The 18,038-nt window shown below is 68.5% G+C and carries 19 protein-coding genes; 8 read left to right on the plus strand and 11 right to left on the minus strand.

The window, feature by feature from the left end; translation table 11 throughout:
- The first annotated feature begins 152 nt into the window (after positions 1-152).
- A complete protein-coding gene (gene fur / locus ACM14_RS13725) occupies positions 153-602 on the plus strand; it encodes a ferric iron uptake transcriptional regulator (RefSeq protein WP_065346438.1) in 450 nt (149 codons plus the stop codon).
- Here fur and ACM14_RS13730 read toward each other — a convergent pair.
- The 7 genes from ACM14_RS13730 to ACM14_RS13760 form a co-directional block, all read right to left on the minus strand.
- Positions 589-1,374, minus strand: a complete 786-nt coding sequence (locus ACM14_RS13730) for a DNA alkylation repair protein (protein WP_065346439.1) — start codon at positions 1,372-1,374, stop codon at positions 589-591. The genes fur and ACM14_RS13730 overlap by 14 nt on opposite strands.
- A complete protein-coding gene (locus tag ACM14_RS13735) occupies positions 1,371-1,862 on the minus strand; it encodes a MarR family winged helix-turn-helix transcriptional regulator (protein ID WP_012205483.1) in 492 nt (163 codons plus the stop codon). The genes ACM14_RS13730 and ACM14_RS13735 overlap by 4 nt, the downstream gene beginning before the upstream one ends.
- A 23-nt stretch (positions 1,863-1,885) precedes the next feature.
- Positions 1,886-3,418: a PepSY domain-containing protein gene (locus ACM14_RS13740; RefSeq protein ID WP_065346440.1), complete on the minus strand. Its 1,533-nt coding sequence runs from the start codon at positions 3,416-3,418 to the stop codon at positions 1,886-1,888.
- A 14-nt stretch (positions 3,419-3,432) separates the two neighbouring features.
- On the minus strand, positions 3,433-5,640 hold the full coding sequence (locus tag ACM14_RS13745) for a TonB-dependent siderophore receptor (protein WP_065346441.1): 2,208 nt from the start codon (positions 5,638-5,640) through the stop codon (positions 3,433-3,435).
- 122 nt (positions 5,641-5,762) lie between these two features.
- A complete protein-coding gene (locus ACM14_RS13750; RefSeq protein ID WP_065346442.1) occupies positions 5,763-6,134 on the minus strand; it encodes a DUF2946 family protein in 372 nt (123 codons plus the stop codon).
- 9 nt (positions 6,135-6,143) lie between these two features.
- Entirely contained in the window at positions 6,144-6,596 is a 453-nt protein-coding gene (locus ACM14_RS13755) for a DUF192 domain-containing protein (protein WP_034393348.1), read from the minus strand.
- 216 nt (positions 6,597-6,812) lie between these two features.
- Complete coding sequence (locus ACM14_RS13760) at positions 6,813-7,034, minus strand: hypothetical protein (RefSeq protein ID WP_012205488.1); 222 nt, start codon at positions 7,032-7,034, stop codon at positions 6,813-6,815.
- A gap of 209 nt (positions 7,035-7,243) precedes the next feature.
- Between ACM14_RS13760 and icd the strand changes: the two genes are divergently transcribed.
- A complete protein-coding gene (icd, locus tag ACM14_RS13765; RefSeq protein ID WP_013802507.1) occupies positions 7,244-8,506 on the plus strand; it encodes an NADP-dependent isocitrate dehydrogenase in 1,263 nt (420 codons plus the stop codon).
- 67 nt (positions 8,507-8,573) lie between these two features.
- Here icd and ACM14_RS13770 read toward each other — a convergent pair whose 3' ends face one another.
- Entirely contained in the window at positions 8,574-9,341 is a 768-nt protein-coding gene (locus tag ACM14_RS13770) for a DsbA family protein (RefSeq protein WP_065346443.1), read from the minus strand.
- 137 nt (positions 9,342-9,478) lie between these two features.
- On the opposite strand from ACM14_RS13770, the gene ACM14_RS13775 reads away from it, so the two are divergent.
- The 3 genes from ACM14_RS13775 (at position 9,479) to mnmH (ending at position 12,527) form a co-directional block, all read left to right on the plus strand.
- Positions 9,479-10,066, plus strand: a complete 588-nt coding sequence (locus tag ACM14_RS13775; RefSeq protein WP_254662053.1) for a TIGR02281 family clan AA aspartic protease — start codon at positions 9,479-9,481, stop codon at positions 10,064-10,066.
- A 31-nt stretch (positions 10,067-10,097) separates the two neighbouring features.
- The gene (locus ACM14_RS13780; RefSeq protein WP_065346445.1) at positions 10,098-11,222 is read left to right on the plus strand and encodes a serine hydrolase; all 1,125 of its coding nucleotides are present in this window, start codon (positions 10,098-10,100) and stop codon (positions 11,220-11,222) included.
- A gap of 240 nt (positions 11,223-11,462) precedes the next feature.
- Positions 11,463-12,527 carry a tRNA 2-selenouridine(34) synthase MnmH gene (gene mnmH, locus ACM14_RS13785; protein WP_065346459.1) on the plus strand — a complete coding sequence of 355 codons (1,065 nt, stop codon included), beginning with the start codon at positions 11,463-11,465 and terminating at the stop codon, positions 12,525-12,527.
- A 27-nt stretch (positions 12,528-12,554) separates the two neighbouring features.
- Here mnmH and ACM14_RS13790 read toward each other — a convergent pair whose 3' ends face one another.
- On the minus strand, positions 12,555-13,190 hold the full coding sequence (locus tag ACM14_RS13790) for a LysE family translocator (protein ID WP_043821819.1): 636 nt from the start codon (positions 13,188-13,190) through the stop codon (positions 12,555-12,557).
- 126 nt (positions 13,191-13,316) lie between these two features.
- Between ACM14_RS13790 and ACM14_RS13795 the strand changes: the two genes are divergently transcribed.
- Together ACM14_RS13795 and ACM14_RS13800 are read left to right on the plus strand one after the other, a co-directional pair.
- Positions 13,317-14,909, plus strand: coding sequence for a PLP-dependent aminotransferase family protein (locus ACM14_RS13795; RefSeq protein ID WP_084027368.1), 1,593 nt, complete (start codon positions 13,317-13,319; stop codon positions 14,907-14,909).
- 154 nt (positions 14,910-15,063) lie between these two features.
- The gene (locus ACM14_RS13800; RefSeq protein ID WP_043821822.1) at positions 15,064-15,843 is read left to right on the plus strand and encodes a hypothetical protein; all 780 of its coding nucleotides are present in this window, start codon (positions 15,064-15,066) and stop codon (positions 15,841-15,843) included.
- 37 nt (positions 15,844-15,880) lie between these two features.
- Here the strand turns inward: ACM14_RS13800 and ACM14_RS13805 are convergent, their stop codons facing one another.
- Together ACM14_RS13805 and ACM14_RS13810 are read right to left on the minus strand one after the other, a co-directional pair.
- Positions 15,881-16,216: a cupin domain-containing protein gene (locus ACM14_RS13805; RefSeq protein ID WP_063326208.1), complete on the minus strand. Its 336-nt coding sequence runs from the start codon at positions 16,214-16,216 to the stop codon at positions 15,881-15,883.
- 100 nt (positions 16,217-16,316) lie between these two features.
- Positions 16,317-16,769 carry an SRPBCC family protein gene (locus ACM14_RS13810; RefSeq protein ID WP_065346446.1) on the minus strand — a complete coding sequence of 151 codons (453 nt, stop codon included), beginning with the start codon at positions 16,767-16,769 and terminating at the stop codon, positions 16,317-16,319.
- A 233-nt stretch (positions 16,770-17,002) separates the two neighbouring features.
- Between ACM14_RS13810 and ACM14_RS13815 the strand changes: the two genes are divergently transcribed.
- Complete coding sequence (locus tag ACM14_RS13815) at positions 17,003-17,986, plus strand: tripartite tricarboxylate transporter substrate binding protein (RefSeq protein WP_065346447.1); 984 nt, start codon at positions 17,003-17,005, stop codon at positions 17,984-17,986.
- Positions 17,987-18,038 lie beyond the last annotated feature (52 nt).

Genomic DNA, 18,038 nt, shown 5'->3' on the forward strand with positions numbered 1-18,038 from the left:
TTCCCCCTCTCTCGCTGCGCGGGAGGGGGACGACACCCTCGGTGCGGGGCTGCCCTTCCTCGGTGTCCCTGGGCTGGGGTGCGCCAGTCTCGTGGACCGTGGACGGTTGGTAGCGCGCAGTGGCGTGAATCACTGAGACAAGAAAGGGCTGCATGTCCGATTCCGCTGACCTCAAGAACCTGGGGCTGAAGGCCACGCTGGCGCGACTGTGGGTACTGGACATCTTTCGCCACGGGGACCAGCGGCATCTGGCGGCGGAGGAGGTCTACCGCCAGCTGCATGACCAGGGCCGAGGCACCAGCCTGGCCACGATCTACCGCGTGCTGGCGCAGCTGGAGCAGGCCGGCATGCTGCGCCAGCAGCGCTTTGCGGCGGGCAAGGCGGTCTATGAACTCGACGACGGCGAGCACCATGACCACCTGATCTGCACGCGCTGCGGCCTGGTGCAGGAGTTCCACGATGCGGTGATCGAGCAGCGCCAGAAGCTGCTGGCGCGCTCGCATGGCTTTGCCATCGTGGAGCACTCCCACATCCTTTACGGGCGCTGCATCAAGCCCGACTGCGAACGGCTGGCGGGCCGGCAGGAGGCTAGCTCTCCTTGAGGCTGCGCTGCGCACGCTCGCAGATGCGGCGCGTGGCGGGCACGGGCGATTCCTCGAGCCATTGCGCGCACAGGGCGCGCACCCAGTCGGGCCGGCTCTTGGCCGCGTCGTTGAGCCAGTTGGCCACCGAGTCCTGCACATAGGGCGAGGCATCGGCGCGCAGCCGCTGCAAAAGGGGCAAGGCGATCTCCGGCTGCTGCTTGAGCGCCGCGATATGGCTGCACCAGACGCCGCGCGGCCGCAGGGCCTCGCTGGCGAAGCGGCGCAGGCGGTCGGAGGGCCGCCTTGTCCACCGGGACAACTCGGCCACAGCCTGCGGCAGATCGCTGGCTAGATGCGGGCGCACGCCCATCCACGACCATTCGCGCACGCCGAAATGCGAGTCATCGGCCAGCGGCTGCAGCAGTTCCAGGCGCTGGCTCAGGGTCAGGCCCGGCTGCGCACCGGCCATGAAGCAGGCCCAGCCGCGCACCGTGTCAGAGCGGTGCGTGAGGCAGCGCTGCCAGCCGGCCTGGCCCAGCGCCTGCCACAGCAGGCCGCCAATGCACTCCATGCGTTTGAGAATGCCAAGCTGGCCCAGCGCCTGCGCCGTGTCCTCCAGTTGCGGCCACGCGTCGGGAAAGACGGCCTGCAGCAGCCGGGCCTGGTCCACGGCCAGGCTTTCGGTCAGCGTGGCGGTCTCGATCTCGCCCAGGGACAGGGCCTGCAGCAGTTCGGGAGTGATATCGACCTTGCGGTTGGCGCCCTTGCGCCGGGGGGTGGGCGCCGTCATGCGCTGGCCTCCACGCCTGCGGCGGCCTTGGCCAGCAGCTTTCCCAACTGGCCGCGTTCGGCGGGTGACAGGTTGGAAAACAGGCCTGCGATCCATTGGCTGTGCCGGGCAAACAGCTTGCGCGCCAGCTGGCGGCCCTTGGCGGTGAGCTGCACGCGCAGCGCGCGGCGGTCGGCCGGGTCGGGCAGGCGCTCGGCCAGGGCCTCGCGTTCCAGGCCGTCCAGCAGGCCGGTCACGGTGGCGCGGGTGATGCCGGCCTGCTCGGCCAGGTGGTTGGGCGCCAGCCCTTCGCTGGCGGATTCCAGCAGGAACAGCAGCACGAAGCGCCCTTCGGACAGGCCATGGGGCGCCAGCAGCGCGGCGCAGTCACGGTCGATGCGCGCAGCCAGCGACAGGGTCTGGAAGCACAGCCGCATGCTGTCCACGTCGTCCAGCTTGCGGCGCTCGGCCTCGGCCAGCAGGGCCTGGTATTTCTGTTCGAGTTGCATGTGGCAAGCATACAGTATGGCGGCTAACCATGTGACTGCGCCTCCAGGCAAGCAGTGGCCTGTGCGCGATGGCTGCGCTTGCGGCGCAGCCTGCGCACGCCTATGAGCACGCCCGTGGCGCTCATCAGCAGGCCGCCCAGGCTGAAGGCCAGCAGCAGCCCATCCCATAGCGGCCGGCGCTGCAGCAGCGGCAGCCAGTCCCAGCTGTGCAGCATGGCGAACAGCCAGCGCTTGAGGCGCTGGGTGCCGTCCAGCCGGCCCAGCACCTGGCCCGTGTGCGGGTCGATGTGCACCCAGCTGGCCGCAGCATCGCCATACACCACGCGCAACACAGGCAGGGGCTTGTCATGGCCGCCCATCATGGTGTGCTCGGCGCGCTCATACCAGTACAGGTCGTGCGCGGTCAGCCATTCGCTGCGCAGCACGGGGGCGTCGATCAGCACGGCCGCGCGGTTCAGCAGGGCCTCGCGCGAATGGGCCACGGGCGCGGCGCTGGCGCTGTCCAGCACCAGGGGCGTGCCGGCTGCGGGCTGGGCCAGCACCTCGGTGCGGCCTACGGTGCGCAGCCAGCGCAGTTCGCGCACGGGGCCGCCCGCTGCGGCAATCAGCGACTGCGGCGTGGCGTCGTCCCCGGTCAGGCGCAGCGGGCCCTGCTGCCACCGGGCCATGTGCAGTGGTGGCGTGCCCGTGTCGAACAGGCGCCAGGGGTTCATGGACATCAGGCCGCTGAAGATCCAGGCCAGCGTGGTCAGCGCGAACAGCAGGCCCGCCATATGGTGCCAGCGCATGGCGCGGCCCGGGTAGGGCGTGCGCCGGCCGCTGCGGTAGGGCCGCCTGAACCGCCAGCGCATCACCCCGACCACGGTGCCGGTGATGGCCACGGCAATGCCGACCAGCGACAGCACGTTGACGATGTCGGCCCAGGCGCCGTCAAAGGCATTGCCCCGGAACATGTACAGCCAGTGCAGCCAGGCGCCCAGGTAGTTCCAGCCGCGCTCGGTGCGCGTGGCATCGCGCACCACCTCGGCCGTGCGGCCGGAGATGTAGAGCAGCGTGCCCTGGACATCGTCCATCTGCACGCGGTGCAGGGGGCGGTGGATGTCCAGCGCGCGCGAGTGGCTGAAGGCATCCTCATCCACCGTGCCCAGGTAGTGCAGGCCCGTGCCGTCCCCCGCGAAGGCGCGGGCACTGGCCAGGGCCTTCGCCTCGCTGGTGGCGGGCAGCACCTGGCCGCTGGCCGCATCAATGGCCACGGGCTGGCGCCGCCCCTCGGGCGTGACCAGATAGCTGGCACGGCCGGCGCTGCCGGCATGCAGGCGCAGATCCTTGAGCGGGCCGTCGATGCCGGCCGCGCGCAGCGCCTCGGTGGGCGCGAGCAGGGCGGCGTTGCCATCGAGCGGAGGCAGTTGGCGCAGCCGCTCGGCCTCGGTGAGCTTGGGGTAGCCCACGTACATCATCACCATGCCCGAGACAAACCACAGCGCAAAGAACAGGCACACGGCAATGCCCAGCCAGCGGTGCAGCAGGAACAGCCAGCGTTTGAGGTGAAGGCGCATGGCGCGGCCCTCGCTCAGAACGCCACGCGCAGCGTGATATCGGCCGTGCGCGGCGCCCCCAGGTAGGCCATGGTGCTGGTCAGGCTGGCGGCATAGACACGATCGGTGGCATTGCGCAGCCGTGCAACCACGGTCATGCGCGGGTCGATGCGGTAGCTCAGGCCCAGGTCCAGCAGCGTGTAGGCGGGCCAGGACAGGGTATTGGCCGCATCGGCATAGATACCGCCCACGCGGCGCAGCCCGGCGTTGACCTCCAGGGCCGGCGTGATGCGGTAGCTGGTCCAGAGGTTGAGCACGCTGGCGGGCGTATTCGTGGGCCGCTTGCCGGCCAGGGACACGCCGCCTTGCTGGTAGTTGTCATAGCGCGCGTCCACATGGCTCCAGTTGCCCTGGACCGACCAGCGCGGCGTGGGCGCCAGGCCCATGGACAGCTCCACCCCGCGCGAGGACTGCTGGCCCACCAGCACCGTGCGCGTACTGTCCTGCGGGTCCTGGGTGGAGATGTTGCGGCGCGTGATGTGATAGATCGCCAGCGCCGCCGTTCCCTTGCCCTGCCAGAACGACAGCTTGCTGCCCGCCTCCACCTGGCGGCCCGTGGTCAGTCCGGTGTTGTTGATGGCGTCGGCAAACGAGGCGCCCATCAGCATGCCCGACGGCGGATCGGCCGCCGTGGAGAACTGCGCGTAGAGATTGGCCTCGGGCGTGGCATCCCAGACCAAGCCCACGCGCCCGGTCGTCGGGCTGTAGCTGCGGCTGTAGCTGGCGGGCAGCGCGGGCGTTACATCGCGCCGGTTGGTCAGGTCCACATCGATGCGTTCATGGCGCAGCGCCGTCAGCAGATGCAGGGCAGGAGTGAGGGCCGTGCGGTTTTCCAGGTACAGGGCGGTCGTGGTGACCTTGTTGTCGCGGTCAGGCCTGAATCCGGGCGCCATGCCTGGGATGTCGTAGAAGTTCTCTGTCGTGAAATCGTAGGGATTGACCGTGCTCACCGTGCCAGACAGGCTGTTCGGAAAGCGCGTCTGCCGGTTCACGCTCACGTCCAGGCCAAAGGCCCATTCGCTGCGCCGGCCGGCCAGCTCGCCCAGGTAGCTGCCTTCGATGCGGTCGCCCACCATGCGCTGGTCATGGCGCTGCAGCAGCGCGGCCGAGCGCACCACCGCGCTGTTGTCGGGCGTGAAGCGGTAGGTCTCCACGTTGCGGTAGTCGCGCAGCGCGCCATAGGCGTAGAAGGTGTTGCTCAGCTTGAGCCGGTCGCTGGCCCGCCATTCGGTGATGGAGCGCAGCCACTGCACGCGCTGGGCGTACAGGCCGTCGGCGCTGTTGTAGTTCTTGCCGAGGGTGGCCTCGTCAATGCGCGCCTGGCCGCGCAGCGGGTTGAGCAGCGGCGTTCCCCAGTAGGGGCGGTCCACGCGCTCATGCTGGGCTTCGTAGGCCAGGGTGTGCGTCAGGCCGCCACCCAGGTCGGACAGCAGCGAGGCCGCCAGCTGCGTGGAGCGCGACTGCGTGCCGCCCACCCAGCTGCCGGCATCGCGGTGGTTGAGGTCCAGGCGCAGGTAATGGGTGGTGCCCTGGCTGTCAGTGGCATCGCCCAGGCGGCGGTTCAGCCCGACGGAGGCTTCTTTCAGCCCGTAGCTGCCCAGGCGCAGCTGGCCTTCGGTGAAGCTGTCGCGCTGGGCCAGCTTGGTGATGTAGTTCAGCGTGCCGCCCACGCCGCCTGCGCCGTAGAGAAAGCCGGAGGCGCCGCCAATGGCCTCCACCCGGTCGTAGATCCAGCTGTCCACGGGCCGTGCCGCAATGGAGTACTGCAGGTTGATGCCGTTGAACAGCTGGCTGACCGAACCCGTGCCGAAGCCCCGGTAGCTGATGCCGATGTTGCCGGGCGGGCTGTAGGCCGTGACGCCCGGAATGGAGCGCAGGATCTCCTGCGTGTCCTGGGCGCCGCGCGCCTCGATGGCGGCGCGGTCCACGATGTGCACCGAGGCCGGTGTCTCGCGCGCTGTCAGGCCCAGGCGGCTGGCCGTGCCCACGGTCTTGTTCAGCGGCAGCAGGCCGTTGGCGTCGGCCGTGGCCTGGTCGGAGACTTCGACGGCGGGCAGTGCCGCCTCGGCCAGGGCCTGCGCGTGCGCGGCAGGTGCCCATGCGGCGCCCAGCGCGCAGCACAGCGCCGTGGCCAGGGGATGGAGACGAAAGGCGTGCGTGGATGCGCGCACCGGCGCCGCCATCGCGGGGAAAGGGGAAGAATTCACGAACTGACTCCGGGTCTTGCACCGCGCATGCGGCGCAGTCCTGGGCCACAGGCGCGGCACAGGCGGGCCGGGCGCTCATCAGCAGGCCCGGCGGCGATTCAAGAGAACACGGCAGTCAGCGAGGGAGGGCCGCGCGCCGGCAGCGGCGCACGTGTGACGGAGGCAATGTGCGCCGCCACCAGCGGCAGCAGCGCGTGGGCCAGCGGTTGCTGGTGGGGCACGGCCATCGCCGGCAGGGCCGGCGGCGGTGCACCGGCGGGCAGGCACATGGGGCAGTCGAGCTGGTGGTGGCCCATGCCTGGGGCTGCGCTGTCGCCCAGCGCCACCAGCTTGACGTCGCCGCTGGCCGTGCAGACCAGCTCGAATCCCTGGGGATGGACCAGGGGTGAGGCCACGGCAACGCCCAGCGTCACGGCAAACCAGGCCAATATCAGCCGGGTGAGCCAGAACGAGGAGCGAAGCGCTTGCATGGGGCGTGATTATGGCTTGGGGGCTGGCGTCGGTGTGAACAGACTGCCGCCCAGCTTGACGCCAGCCTTCAGGCCGCGCTTGGCGAACCAGCCCTGGTTCATCTCCAGCACATAGCGCACGGGCTTGGCCGAGCAGTGCGAGTCTTCGGTCATGGGCTTCATGTCGGCCAGGTTCACGATGGTGCCGTCATCGGCCACGAAGGCGGCGGTCAGCGGCAGCAAGGTGTTGCGCATCCAGAAGCACTGCACGGCGGGCACCTCGAAGACGAAGATCATGCCCTCCTGCGCGGGCATGTCCTGGCGGAACATCAGGCCGATGGCGCGCTCGCGGTCCGAGGCGGCCACCTGGGCATCGATGCGGTGGAACCCGGCCGTCAACTCCACGCGGCGCAGATTCATCTGGGGGCTGCCCTGGGGTTGTGCGCCTGCCGATACGGCGGCGCCAGCCAGGCAGGCGGCCATGAGCAACCGCTGCAGCGCGCGGCGGGAAAGGGATGTGTGGAGGGGTGTCGAAGGCTTCGTCATCTTGCACATTCTGTCGCAGGGGGCGCGTGGCCGGACGCAAAAATCGGCCTGGCCGGGCCATCATGGCCGGGCGGGCGGCAAAAAGCCCGCAGTGCATTGCTGACTTGCGGGCTTTTTTTTGAGGGGATGCCGGCTGGCATCCCGCGGCATCGATCAGGCCACGGCCTTGTGTGCCTTCTTCGTGGAGCGCTTGGCGTGCTTCTTGCCGGAGTGCTTGCCGCTCTTGGCGACCTTGGCCTTCTTGGCTGTGTGAGCGGGAGCAGCTGCGGAAGCGGCCGTGGGAGCCGACATCGGCGCTTCGGGTGCTGCGGCGGCCTGTGCGAAGGCGCCTGCGGCAAACGAACCGGCGATCAGGACAGCGAGGAGTTTTTTCATATATGCCATTTCCTAGAAAAGCGGTAGAAGCCAAGTTGAATCAGACAACGGTGCGAAATTCTTGATGCACCGCACATGCTCAACGCGCTTACTGTATCGCCGTTGACAGGAGGGCGGCCCGATTGTCGTTAGAATTTTCTGCACCAAATTCGTGCCCGATCCGGGCATTCACTCTTGCCTCGTGCACCAGCCAACGGAGACCCGTCCCCATGAACCGCTTCCAGCACATCCAGGTGCCGGCCGAGGGCCAGAAGATCACTGTCAACGCCGACATGTCGTTGAACGTGCCAGACCAGCCCATCATTCCTTTCATTGAAGGCGACGGCACCGGCGTGGACATCACGCCCGTGATGATCAAGGTGGTGGATGCCGCCGTGGCCAAGGCCTATGGCGGCAAGCGCAAGATCCAGTGGATGGAGGTCTTCGCGGGCGAGAAATCCACGCGCATCTACGGCCCCGATGTCTGGCTGCCCGAGGAAACCATGCAGGCCCTGCGCGAGTACGTGGTCTCCATCAAGGGCCCGCTGACTACGCCCGTGGGCGGCGGCATCCGCTCGCTGAACGTGGCGCTGCGCCAGGAGCTGGACCTCTACGTCTGCCTGCGCCCCGTGCAGTATTTCAAGGGCGTGCCCTCGCCGCTGAAGGAGCCCGAGAAGACCAACATGGTCATCTTCCGCGAGAACTCCGAGGACATCTACGCGGGCATCGAGTACGAGGCGCGCAGCGACAACGCCAAGAAGCTCATCGACTTCCTGGTCAAGGAAATGGGCGTCAAGAAGATCCGCTTCCCCGAGACCTCGGGCATCGGCGTCAAGCCCGTGTCCATCGAGGGCACGGAGCGCCTGGTGCGCAAGGCCATCCAGTACGCCATCGACAATGACAAGCCCAGCGTGACCCTGGTCCACAAGGGCAACATCATGAAGTTCACCGAAGGGGGCTTCCGCGACTGGGGCTACGCGCTGGCCGCGCGCGAGTTCGGCGCCCAGCCCATCGACGGCGGACCCTGGCTCAAGTTCAAGAACCCGCGCACGGGCCGCGACATCGTCATCAAGGACTCCATTGCCGACGCCTTCCTGCAGCAGATCCTGCTGCGCCCGGCCGAGTACTCGGTGGTGGCCACGCTCAACCTCAACGGCGACTACATCTCGGACGCGCTGGCGGCCCAGGTCGGCGGCATCGGCATTGCGCCCGGCGCCAACATGTCCGACTCCGTGGCCTGCTTCGAGGCCACGCACGGCACGGCCCCCAAGTACGCGGGCAAGGACTATGTGAACCCGGGCTCTGAAATCCTCTCGGCCGAGATGATGCTGCGCCACATGGGCTGGCGCGAGGCGGCCGACCTGGTCATCAGCGCGCTGGAAAAGGCCATCCAGAGCAAGCAGGTGACCTACGACTTCGCCCGCCTGATGGACGGCGCCACCCAGGTGTCGTGCTCCGGCTTTGGCGAGGTGATGATCTCCAAGATGGATTGACGGGCGCCCGCGCTCCATGAAAAAACCGCGCCAGGGCGCGGTTTTTTCTTTGCTGGTCGTTGAGGGATCAGCTCTTGGGCAGCGCACAGCCATCGGGCCCGCAATCCTCGCCTTGGGGCGCCGCGTGTTCGCCGCCGGTGATGGCCGCAACCTGCTGCACCCACTCGCCCAGCTGCGTTGCCCAGCCCTGTGCATCTCCCAGCCAGGGACCGATGTCGATGCGCTGGATGGCGCGCTGGCCCGGCTGCTCGGCCTCGGGGTGGTCGAACTCCAGCGCGAAGGTCGGGAAACCCTGGCCCTGTGCCAGTTCCAGCCATTCGCGCGACTGGGCGATATGGGCCTGGGTTGCGGCGCCCGAAAGGCGCTGGAAGGCGTCGGTGAAGGCCGCCACGTCCAGGCCCAGGTCACGGGCCAGTTCCAGCAGCACGGCCGGATCGCTGATGCGCCGGCCTTCCACGTAGTGGGCCTGCTGCTGGCGCGCCAGCATGTCCAGGCCCCGGCCCGCCAGTTCCTCGGCGGCCAGCAGCGCCGTGGTGGGCGGTTCGGAGTCCAGCACGGCGCCCAGGTCGTTGAGCAGGCCGTCGAAGTAGGCCGTGCCGAAGGGCTGGCCCGTCATCTCGGCAATGCGCTGGTCGTGCGGCATCACGTGGCCGCGCCAGTCGGCCGTGATGGTGCGGGTGTGCGCGCCAGTGAGCATGCCGCCGCCATGCCACTGAAGGGTGACGCCGGGCACGCTGCGCGCGGCCTTGACCAGGGGCGCGGCGGCATAGCACCAGCCGCACAGCGGGTCGAAGATGTAGTGAAGGACAAAGGGCGGCTGCGCGGTCGTGGGCATGGCAGGAGCGGGCTGTGATGAAGGCGCCCACTGTAGCGGCTATTGGCTTGCCCGTGACGGGGCAGGGCCGCAGGCAGAATGGGCGACTGCCGCCGTGCAGCCACCGTGCTGCCATCGTCGATCCCGTCTGCATTGCCATGCGCCTCAAATCCACGCCGCCTCCGTCCGATCCGTCCGATCCGTCCGCTGCCTCCGCCCCGGCCGCCGAGCCCAGCGTCCAGTCCGTCGCCCGGCGCGGCATGCTGGGTTTTCTGCTGTTCTGGCTGCTGGTCATGGGCGTGCTGTACTGGGCCATGCAGATGTACCTGAAGCCGGCCGGCGTCAAGGTGCAGGCCGATGGCACGGTGGCCATTGCGCGTGACCGCGACGGGCATTTCCGCGTGGAAGGGGCCGTCAACGGGCAGCCTGTCATGTTCCTGGTGGACACGGGAGCCAGCATGGTCGGCGTGACCGAGCTGCTGGCCGAGCGAGCAGGCCTGGACGGCGGCGAGCCCGTGCGCTTTCGCACCGCCAATGGCGAACGCGACGGCCGCATGGTGGTGGCCGAGCAGGTGCGCGTGGCCTCCCTGGTGGTGAGCGGCCTGCGCGTGGGCACGGGCTATACCGGCAGCACGGACAGGGATGCGCTGCTGGGCCAGAACTTCCTGCGCCAGTTCGATGTGGAAATACGCGGCGACCGCATGCTGATCCATCCGCGCGGCAGCGGGTCTTCGCCCAAGCAGTAAGTACGTAAGTAGGTAACTAAGGGAGAGGGACATGACAAACAACGGCTTTCGCACCGACAGGCGCAGATGGCTGCAGACGGGCGCAGCCCTGGCGGCGCTGGGCTGCACGGCCTGTGCCAGCGTGGGGCAGGGCGGTGCCTCTTCCACCGGCACCGGCCTGGCCGAAGACCTGGGCGAACGCCTGGACCAGGGCGTGCAGAGCGGAGAACTGGCGAACCTGCACGCCGTCGTCGTGATGCGCCACGGCCGGCTGGCGCTGGAGCGCTATTTCCAGGGCGAGGACGAACGCTGGGGCGAGCCGCTGGGCAAGGTGACCTTCAACGCCGACTCCCTGCACGATGTGCGCTCGGTCAGCAAGAGCATCGTCGGCCTGCTCTACGGCATGGCCCTGGCCGAAGGCAAGGTGCCCGCGCTGGACACACCCCTGGTCCAGGCCTTTCCCGCCTACAGCGATCTGGCGGCCGATGAGGGCCGGCGCGCCATCCTGGTCTCCCATGCCCTGGGCATGACCATGGGCCTGCAATGGGATGAGGACCTGCCGTATTCCGACCCGCGCAACAGCGAAATCGCCATGGAGCGCAGCAGCGACCGCTACCGCTACGTGCTGGAGCAGCCCATCGTCGCCTCGCCTGGCGAACGCTGGTGCTACAGCGGCGGGGCCACGGCCCTGCTGGGCCATCTGATCGCGCAGGGCAGCGGCATGCCGCTGCTGGACTATGCGCGGCACAAGCTGTTTGCTCCGCTAGGCATCGACAAGGCCGAGTGGACGCCTGGCACCAACGGCGAGGCGGCCGCCGCCTCCGGCCTGCGCCTGCGGGCGCGGGACCTGGCCCGCATTGGCCAGCTGGTGTTGCAGCAGGGCGAATGGCCGGGTGGAAGGCAAGGCCGGGCGCTGGTACCCCGGCATTGGATTGTGCAATCCATTCAGCCGCGTGTGGACGCCTGGCCCGGCCTGCGCTACGGCCACCACTGGTACGTGGGGCAGACCCGCGCCGGCCTGGCGTACTACATGGCCATCGGCCTGGGCGGCCAGCGGCTGGTGGTCGTGCCCCAGCATTCGCTGGTGTATGCCGTCTTCATGGGCAACTACGACAGCCCCCAGCAAGTGCAGCGCGTGGCCGCCGTGCAGGGCCTGATCGCCGCTGCCTTGCGTTGACTGCCTGGCGTTGACAGCCTTGCCCTGACAGCCGTGCGCGGGCACGGCGGGCGTGCGAGAATCCCGGCTTCCAAGGTCGGCCGCATGCCCGGCTCGCGCAAGCAGGGCGCGAAGCGGGGCGGGCCGGTGCGTGTCGAGGCTCGATCCACTTTCCTGGTTCCGGTGCCGGCCCATGAGCCCCTGAGGCCATGGCGCCGGTTGTTTCTGCCTCCCGCATGATCGCCAGATCACCGTTTGCCCGTGTCCCACCGCCAGCCCATCCGCATCGCCGACCGCCACCAGTTCGACACCCTGATCGACGCCCGTTCGCCTGCCGAATTCGCGCAGGACCACATTCCCGGCGCCATCAACTGCCCCGTGCTCGACAACGAGGAGCGCGCCCGGATCGGCACCATCTACAAGCAGGTCAGCCCCTTCGAGGCCAAGCGCCTGGGTGCGGCCATGGTCTCGGCCAATCTGGCGCGCCATCTGCAGGAAACCTTCGCCGACAAGCCCGCCAACTGGAAGCCGCTGGTCTACTGCTGGCGCGGCGGCCTGCGCAGCGGCTCCATGGTCACCTGGCTGCGCCTGGTCGGCTGGGATGCCCAGCAACTGGCCAACGGCTACAAGTCCTATCGCGGCCATGTGATCGAGCTGATCGACCGCCTGGTGCCCCTGCTGCGCCTGCAGGTGCTGTGCGGCGCCACCGGCAGCGCCAAGACCCGCGTGCTGCATGCCCTGGCCGAGGCCGGCGAGCAGGTGCTGGACCTGGAGGGTTATGCCAGTCACAAGGGCTCCTTGCTGGGCAACCTGCCCGGGGTGGAGCAGCCCAGCCAGAAATACTTCGAGACGCTGCTGGCCCAGCAACTGGAGAGTTTCGATCCGTCGCGCACCGTGTACGTGGAAGGCGAGAGCGCCAAGATCGGCCGCGTGTCCCTGCCGCTGGTGCTGGTCGAGCACATGCGCCAGTCGCCCGTGATTGCGCTCGATGCCACGCCCGAGGCGCGCCTGGCCTACCTGTTGCGCGACTACGCCTACCTGGGCGACGATCCGCAGATGCTGGCCGACAAGCTGGGCTGGCTCAAGGAGCTGCAGGGCAAGGAGACCATCTCGCGCTGGCAGGCCTGGGCGCATGAGCGCAGCCTCTCGCCGCTGTTCTCCGAGCTCATGGCCCAGCACTACGACCCGCACTACGAGCGCTCGCAAGAGCGGCATTTCACGCAGTGGCGCACGCGCCGCAGGGTGCAGGCCGACGACCTCAGCGAGGCCGGCATCGCCGCGCTGGCGCAGCAGATACTGGCGCTGGATGCGGCATCGGCCGCATGAAGCAGCCGCGTGGATCAGGCGTTTGAATCAGGCGTGTGAATCTGCCAGCACCGGGTACAGCGACAGCAGCAGCAGGGCGGCCATGCCCCAGTTGAAGCGGCGCAGTGCCTGCGGCGAGCGCAGCGCGCGCCCCACGGCGCTGCCGAACAGCGTCCAGACGCTGACGCTGGGATAGTTCACGATGCCCAGCACCAGCGCGGCCAGCACCAGGTTGATGAAGAAATCCTCGCGCGGCGTGTAGGTGGCAATCACGCCGATGGCCATGATCCAGGCCTTGGGGTTGACCCACTGGAAGGCCGCCGCCTGCCAGAACCCGAACGGCCGGGCACCTGCGTTGCCGCCGTCGATGCCGCCGCTGCCCGCGATCTTCCAGGCCAGCCAGACCAGGTAGGCCGCGCCCAGGTACTTGAGCGCGGTGTAGATCACCGGCAGCCGCTCGAACACCGCGCCCAGGCCCGCGCCCACCAGCAGCACCATGACCACCACGCCCAGGGTGATGCCCAGCATATGGGGCACCGTGCGGCGGTAGCCGAAGGTGGCGCCCGAGGCCGTCAACATCACATTGTTGGGGCCGGGCGTGACGGAGCTGACGAAGGAGAACATGGCCAGCGGCAGCAGGAACGAGGTGTGGGCGGTATCGAAGGGCATGGTGGCAACAGGCATGACAGGGAATCCGGCGCCCTGTCTGCGCATGCCGCAGGCCGCGGCGCCGTCAGGCCATGCTAATGTCAGTGTTCGGTACAGTAGCAGTACACTTTGCCAGAACAATTTGCCAACTGGCCTGCCCATATGGCCCTGACACTTGATCCCGCAGCCACGCCGAAGCAAGCGCAGGCACAGCAGACACCGCAGACACCGCAGGCACCGCAGGCACCACAGGCACCACAGGCACCACAGGCACCACAGGCACCACAGGCACCGCGCGCATCGTCAGATACGGCGTTCCAGGCCGCTGCGCCCTGGCGCCCGCTGCGGTCTTCCGACCTCTCGCTGGTGGACCAGCTGGTGGACCACTACGGCGGCCTGATCCGCCACCACGGCCTGCGCGCGGGCTCGCGCCTGCCTTCCGTGCGGGCCCTGGCGCAAGAGGCGGCCGTGAGCCGCGACACCGTGGTGCAGGCCTATGACCGGCTGGCCGCCCAAGGCCTGGTGCATTCGCGGCGCGGCTCGGGCGTCTTCGTCAGCGCCCGGCGCGCGGCCCAGGCGGCGCCCCGCGCCAGCGATGCCCTGCCTACGCTGGAGCAGGGCGCGGCCTTCGATACCGCCTTTTTGCTGCGCAGCATGTTCCGCGAGGGCATGGAGCATTCGGGTGGCGCGGGCATGCTGCCGCCGGAATGGCTGGACCAGGAAATGCTGGCCTCGGCCCTGCGCGCCGTGGGCCGCAGCACGGGGCCGAGCCTGCTGACCTACGGCGTGCCCCAGGGCTACCTGCCGCTGCGCCAGCAGATCGCCTCTGTGCTGCAGGCCCAGGACGTGCCCGCCCACCCCGAGGCCCACCTGATGACCGTGGCCGGCGTCACCCAGGGCCTGGACCTGATCGTGCGCAGCCTGGTGCGGCCCGGCGATACGGTGCTGGTGGAAGACCCGGGCTGGTTCCTCATCTTCGGCCGGCTCAACGCCCTGGGCGTGAACGTGGTCGGCGTGCCCCGCCTGCCCGGAGGCCCCGATGTGGAGGCGCTGGAGCGGCTGGCCCGCCAGCACCAGCCCCGGCTTTTCATCCTGAACACGGCCGTGCACAACCCCACGGGCCAGACCCTGTCGGCCGGCGTGGCCCACGAGGTGCTGCGCATTGCCGAGCGCCACGACTTCTACCTGGCCGAGGACGACACCTACTCCGACTTCCTGCCCGGCGTGCCCGTGCGCCTGGCCGCCATGGACCGGCTGCAGCGCGTGCTCCTGGTGGGCGGCTACTCCAAGACCCTGGCCGGCAGCCTGCGCGTGGGCTATGTGGCGGCGCACACCGACCTGATACGGCGGCTGACCGACCTCAAGCTGCTGGGCGGGCTGACCACGGCGCTGCCGGGCGAGCAGGTGGTGCACCGCGTGCTGGCCGATGGCCAGTACCGCAAGCATGTGGACCGCCTGCGCGAGCGCGTGGACCGCGCGCGCAACCGCTGCCTGCGCATGCTCGAAGCCCTGGACTGCCGCGCCCCGCACGAACCGCAGGCCGGCATGTTCGCCTGGGTGGACTGCGGCGTGGATTCGGAGGTGCTGGCCCGCCATGCCGCGCCGCAGGGCCTGCTGCTGGCACCGGGCCTGCTGTTTTCGCCCAGGCAGGCCGCAGGCAGCATGCTGCGCATTCCCGTGCCCATGGTGGAACAGCCCCAGACCTGGAAGATCCTCGGCCACCTGCTGGCGCAGCACCGGGGCGGTGGTGGATGAGTGGATGACTGGATGACTGGATGACTGGATGGTGCAGCAACGCTGCCTGACGGGAGGTTGACGCTGCCGGCGCCAGGGCATGTAAGACAGGGCATCGGGCCTCGGCGCCCCGGTAGTGCGCTGCTATCGTTCCGGGATGACTATTGAGCTTGTCTTGCCAGGGGAGGCCGGCCGCAGAGCCGGGGTGAACGACAGCCGGCCCCGACCGGGAGGCGGCGCGGCGCGCCGCTTGGCGCCGGTGCTGGCGCTTCTGCTGACAGCGGGCTGTGCCGACACGCCCGCGCCGCGCGGCAAGGTGGAGGGTGCCTCGTTCGAGCCCAGCGAAATCGTGCAGTCCGACAGCAACCGCATGGCCACGCTGGCCATGAAGGAGAACCTGGACAGCCTGATGCGCATCATGGACAAGCTCTACCTGCGCAACCCCTCCGAGTGGAAGAAAACCGCCGAAAGCCGCGAGGCCGCATCCGCCTACGTGCGCATTGCCATCACCGAGCGCCAGCCCTGGGCCGACCTGCGCGGCGCCCAGGACGTGGCCGCGCTCTCGCTGGCGCTGCAGCCCGACTTCAAGGGCGACCGCGTGGCCGCCTTCGTCCATGCGCTGGCCGACACCATCATCACCGCCCACGGCGGGCGCACCAGCTTCACCCTGGTCCATGGGCTGGACCCGCAGCTGATCTACAACGCCGCACGCAACGTGGAAGTGGCCAACTGGATACTCAACTCACGGCGCAACGCAGCGGGCGGGCCGCTGCTGCTGTCCAACCACCTGGGCGACGACGCGCGCAACCTCAGCTTCGAGCGCGAGATGGGCAAGATCATCGGCCGGCTGGACCTGATCGCCAACTACACCACCGAGCGCTACAGGCGCTCCTTCATCGGCTACGGGCAGGGACTGGTGGCGGGGCCGTTCATGCAGTTCCTGCCGGTGCGCTGAAGCGCTCAGTGGGCTGAATGCGCTGAAGTGGCAAGCGTCAGGACGCGTCACACAGAACGATGGTGACCAGAGCGGAGGTGTCTTCGATGGCGCGTACCGCATGCGCCATGTTGGCCGGCAGGTGCATCAGCTGGCCGGCCTGCAGGGACTGGCGGCTTTCGCCGAGCATCACCTCCAGCTCGCCTTCCAGGCAATGCAGGCTGACGCTGCCAGGCACTTTGTGCGGCGGCAGCGACTGGCTGGCGCGCAGCACCACGCGGATGACCTCCATGTCCTGGGACTTGAACAGGGCGCAGGTCCGGGCGCCCGCCAGCCGCGCACCAAACGGCAGGACATCGATGGCTTGAGCGGTCAGTGCAAAGGGGGTGGCCATGGCGGACCTCCGGGCGTTGGCGGGCAATACTGCCATTGTCCTCCGAAGCACGGCAATCCATCAACCGCAGCTGTGTGACAGCAGGGGCTTGTGCAGGGTCTCAGCCCGGCACGCTGGCCTCCACCAGCAGGGTCAGCAACTGCAGCGATTCCTGCCAGCCCAGGTGGCAGGCCTCGGCGGGAATGACGGCGGGCACGCCTTCCTGGGTCACATCCATTTCAGTGCCGCAGAACACCTCGCGCAGCGTGATGGTGGTGATCATCTCGCCAGGCAGTTGCGGGTCGTCGAAGCGGTCGGTATGGCGAACCAGCTGGCCGGGCTCCAGGTCCAGGAACTCCCCGCCGAAGCCGCTGCGCCCGCCCGTGGACAGATTGACGAAGGCCATGCGGTAGCGCCCGCCGACCCGGGCGTCGAACTCGGGCACCTCGCAGATGTAGCCGTGGGGCGGCAGCCATTTGGCCAGGGCAGCGGCCGTGGTGAAGGCCTGGTACACGCGCCGCGGCGGCGCCTTGAGGACGCGGTGCAGCCGGATGGTGTGGACGGTGTGTGACATGCGGAACTCCTTGGCGTGGTTTCGTGCAAGGCTGCCAGCCTCGCACCGATGCAGTCCTTGCACAAGAGGCTGGAGCTGGAGCCTGACGCAGGACTCAATGATTCATAAATCGAATTCTTGCTTGGTTTTAAAGAATTGGACTTGAATCATTGACGCCCGCACCATGGCGGCGAGCGCTGGATACACAGCGCCGCTTTCCATAGGAAACAGGATAGAAAACAGGAGACAAGCAAATGAAGCATTCCCCGTTGCGCAGGGCCCTGGCCCTTGGCGCTATCAGCACCATTGCGGCCGTGGCCGCGCCCTCCGTGTCGGCGCAGGGTGGTTACCCCTCCAATCCCATCACCCTGGTCGTGCCGTTCGCGGCCGGCAGCGGCACGGACGCCGTGGCGCGCCTGGTGGCTACCCGGCTGGGCGAGCGGCTCAAGCAGCCCGTGATCGTGGACAACAAGGCCGGCGCCAATGCCCAGATTGCCGCCAACCATGTGGCCAAGGCCAAGCCGGACGGCTACACGCTGTTCATGACCACCAACACCTCGCACTCGGCCAACCCCTGGCTGGTCAAGGGCCTGAAGTACGACCCCGTCAAGGACTTCACCCCCGTGGCACGCGTGGGCGAGCTGCCGTTCGCGCTGCTGGTCCACCCCTCCGTTCCGGCCAAGACCGTGCAGGAGCTCATCGACTACGCCAAGGCCAATCCCGACCGCCTGTCCTACGGCACGCCCAACAGCACCTCGCTGGTCGCCTCGGAAACCTTCAAGTACGTCACGCACACCCAGATCACTTCGGTGCCCTACAAGTCCAGCCCGCAGGCGCTGACCGACCTCATGGGCAACCAGATCCAGGTCTATGTGGCCGACCTGGGCTCCGCCTGGGGCACGATCAAGACCGACCGCGTGCGCACCCTGGCCGTGACGGCGGCCAAGGGTTCCACCCTGCTGCCCAATGTGCCGGCCATCGGCAAGACGCTGCCGGGCTTCGACATCACCTCCTGGAACGGCATCTTCGGCCCGGCCGGCATGCCGGCCGAGATCACCGAGCGGCTGAACACCGAGCTGCAGGCCATCCTCAAGGACAAGGCCGTGCAGGAGCAGCTGGCCCAGGTCGGCTTCGAGGTCTGGCCCACGGCCACGCCTGCGGAGTTCGCCACCTATGTGAAGGACCAGATGGCCCGCTGGGGACAACTGGTCAAGCAGGCCGGCATCGAGGCGCAGTGAGGGAGACCGGCATGCAAGAAGCGCAGCAGGGACAGCAGGAGCAGCAGGGACA

Origin of the sequence: Delftia sp. JD2, assembly GCF_001682645.1 — a bacterium.
Lineage (GTDB): Bacteria > Pseudomonadota > Gammaproteobacteria > Burkholderiales > Burkholderiaceae_C > Comamonas > Comamonas acidovorans.

What these genes read in the sequence shown, in the direction of transcription:
- ACM14_RS13750 (WP_065346442.1), bottom strand. Translation starts at nt 6,134, where the DNA reads ATGCAAGCGCTTCGCTCCTCGTTCTGGCTCACCCGGCTGATATTGGCC.
- ACM14_RS13795 (WP_084027368.1), top strand. Translation starts at nt 13,317, where the DNA reads ATGGCCCTGACACTTGATCCCGCAGCCACGCCGAAGCAAGCGCAGGCA.
- ACM14_RS13760 (WP_012205488.1), bottom strand. Translation starts at nt 7,034, where the DNA reads ATGAAAAAACTCCTCGCTGTCCTGATCGCCGGTTCGTTTGCCGCAGGC.
- fur (WP_065346438.1), top strand. Translation starts at nt 153, where the DNA reads ATGTCCGATTCCGCTGACCTCAAGAACCTGGGGCTGAAGGCCACGCTG.
- ACM14_RS13740 (WP_065346440.1), bottom strand. Translation starts at nt 3,418, where the DNA reads ATGCGCCTTCACCTCAAACGCTGGCTGTTCCTGCTGCACCGCTGGCTG.
- ACM14_RS13730 (WP_065346439.1), bottom strand. Translation starts at nt 1,374, where the DNA reads ATGACGGCGCCCACCCCCCGGCGCAAGGGCGCCAACCGCAAGGTCGAT.
- ACM14_RS13805 (WP_063326208.1), bottom strand. Translation starts at nt 16,216, where the DNA reads ATGGCCACCCCCTTTGCACTGACCGCTCAAGCCATCGATGTCCTGCCG.
- ACM14_RS13775 (WP_254662053.1), top strand. Translation starts at nt 9,479, where the DNA reads ATGCGCCTCAAATCCACGCCGCCTCCGTCCGATCCGTCCGATCCGTCC.
- ACM14_RS13815 (WP_065346447.1), top strand. Translation starts at nt 17,003, where the DNA reads ATGAAGCATTCCCCGTTGCGCAGGGCCCTGGCCCTTGGCGCTATCAGC.
- ACM14_RS13790 (WP_043821819.1), bottom strand. Translation starts at nt 13,190, where the DNA reads ATGCCTGTTGCCACCATGCCCTTCGATACCGCCCACACCTCGTTCCTG.
- ACM14_RS13735 (WP_012205483.1), bottom strand. Translation starts at nt 1,862, where the DNA reads ATGCAACTCGAACAGAAATACCAGGCCCTGCTGGCCGAGGCCGAGCGC.
- ACM14_RS13810 (WP_065346446.1), bottom strand. Translation starts at nt 16,769, where the DNA reads ATGTCACACACCGTCCACACCATCCGGCTGCACCGCGTCCTCAAGGCG.
- ACM14_RS13770 (WP_065346443.1), bottom strand. Translation starts at nt 9,341, where the DNA reads ATGCCCACGACCGCGCAGCCGCCCTTTGTCCTTCACTACATCTTCGAC.
- ACM14_RS13755 (WP_034393348.1), bottom strand. Translation starts at nt 6,596, where the DNA reads ATGGCCGCCTGCCTGGCTGGCGCCGCCGTATCGGCAGGCGCACAACCC.
- ACM14_RS13745 (WP_065346441.1), bottom strand. Translation starts at nt 5,640, where the DNA reads ATGGCGGCGCCGGTGCGCGCATCCACGCACGCCTTTCGTCTCCATCCC.
- icd (WP_013802507.1), top strand. Translation starts at nt 7,244, where the DNA reads ATGAACCGCTTCCAGCACATCCAGGTGCCGGCCGAGGGCCAGAAGATC.
- ACM14_RS13780 (WP_065346445.1), top strand. Translation starts at nt 10,098, where the DNA reads ATGACAAACAACGGCTTTCGCACCGACAGGCGCAGATGGCTGCAGACG.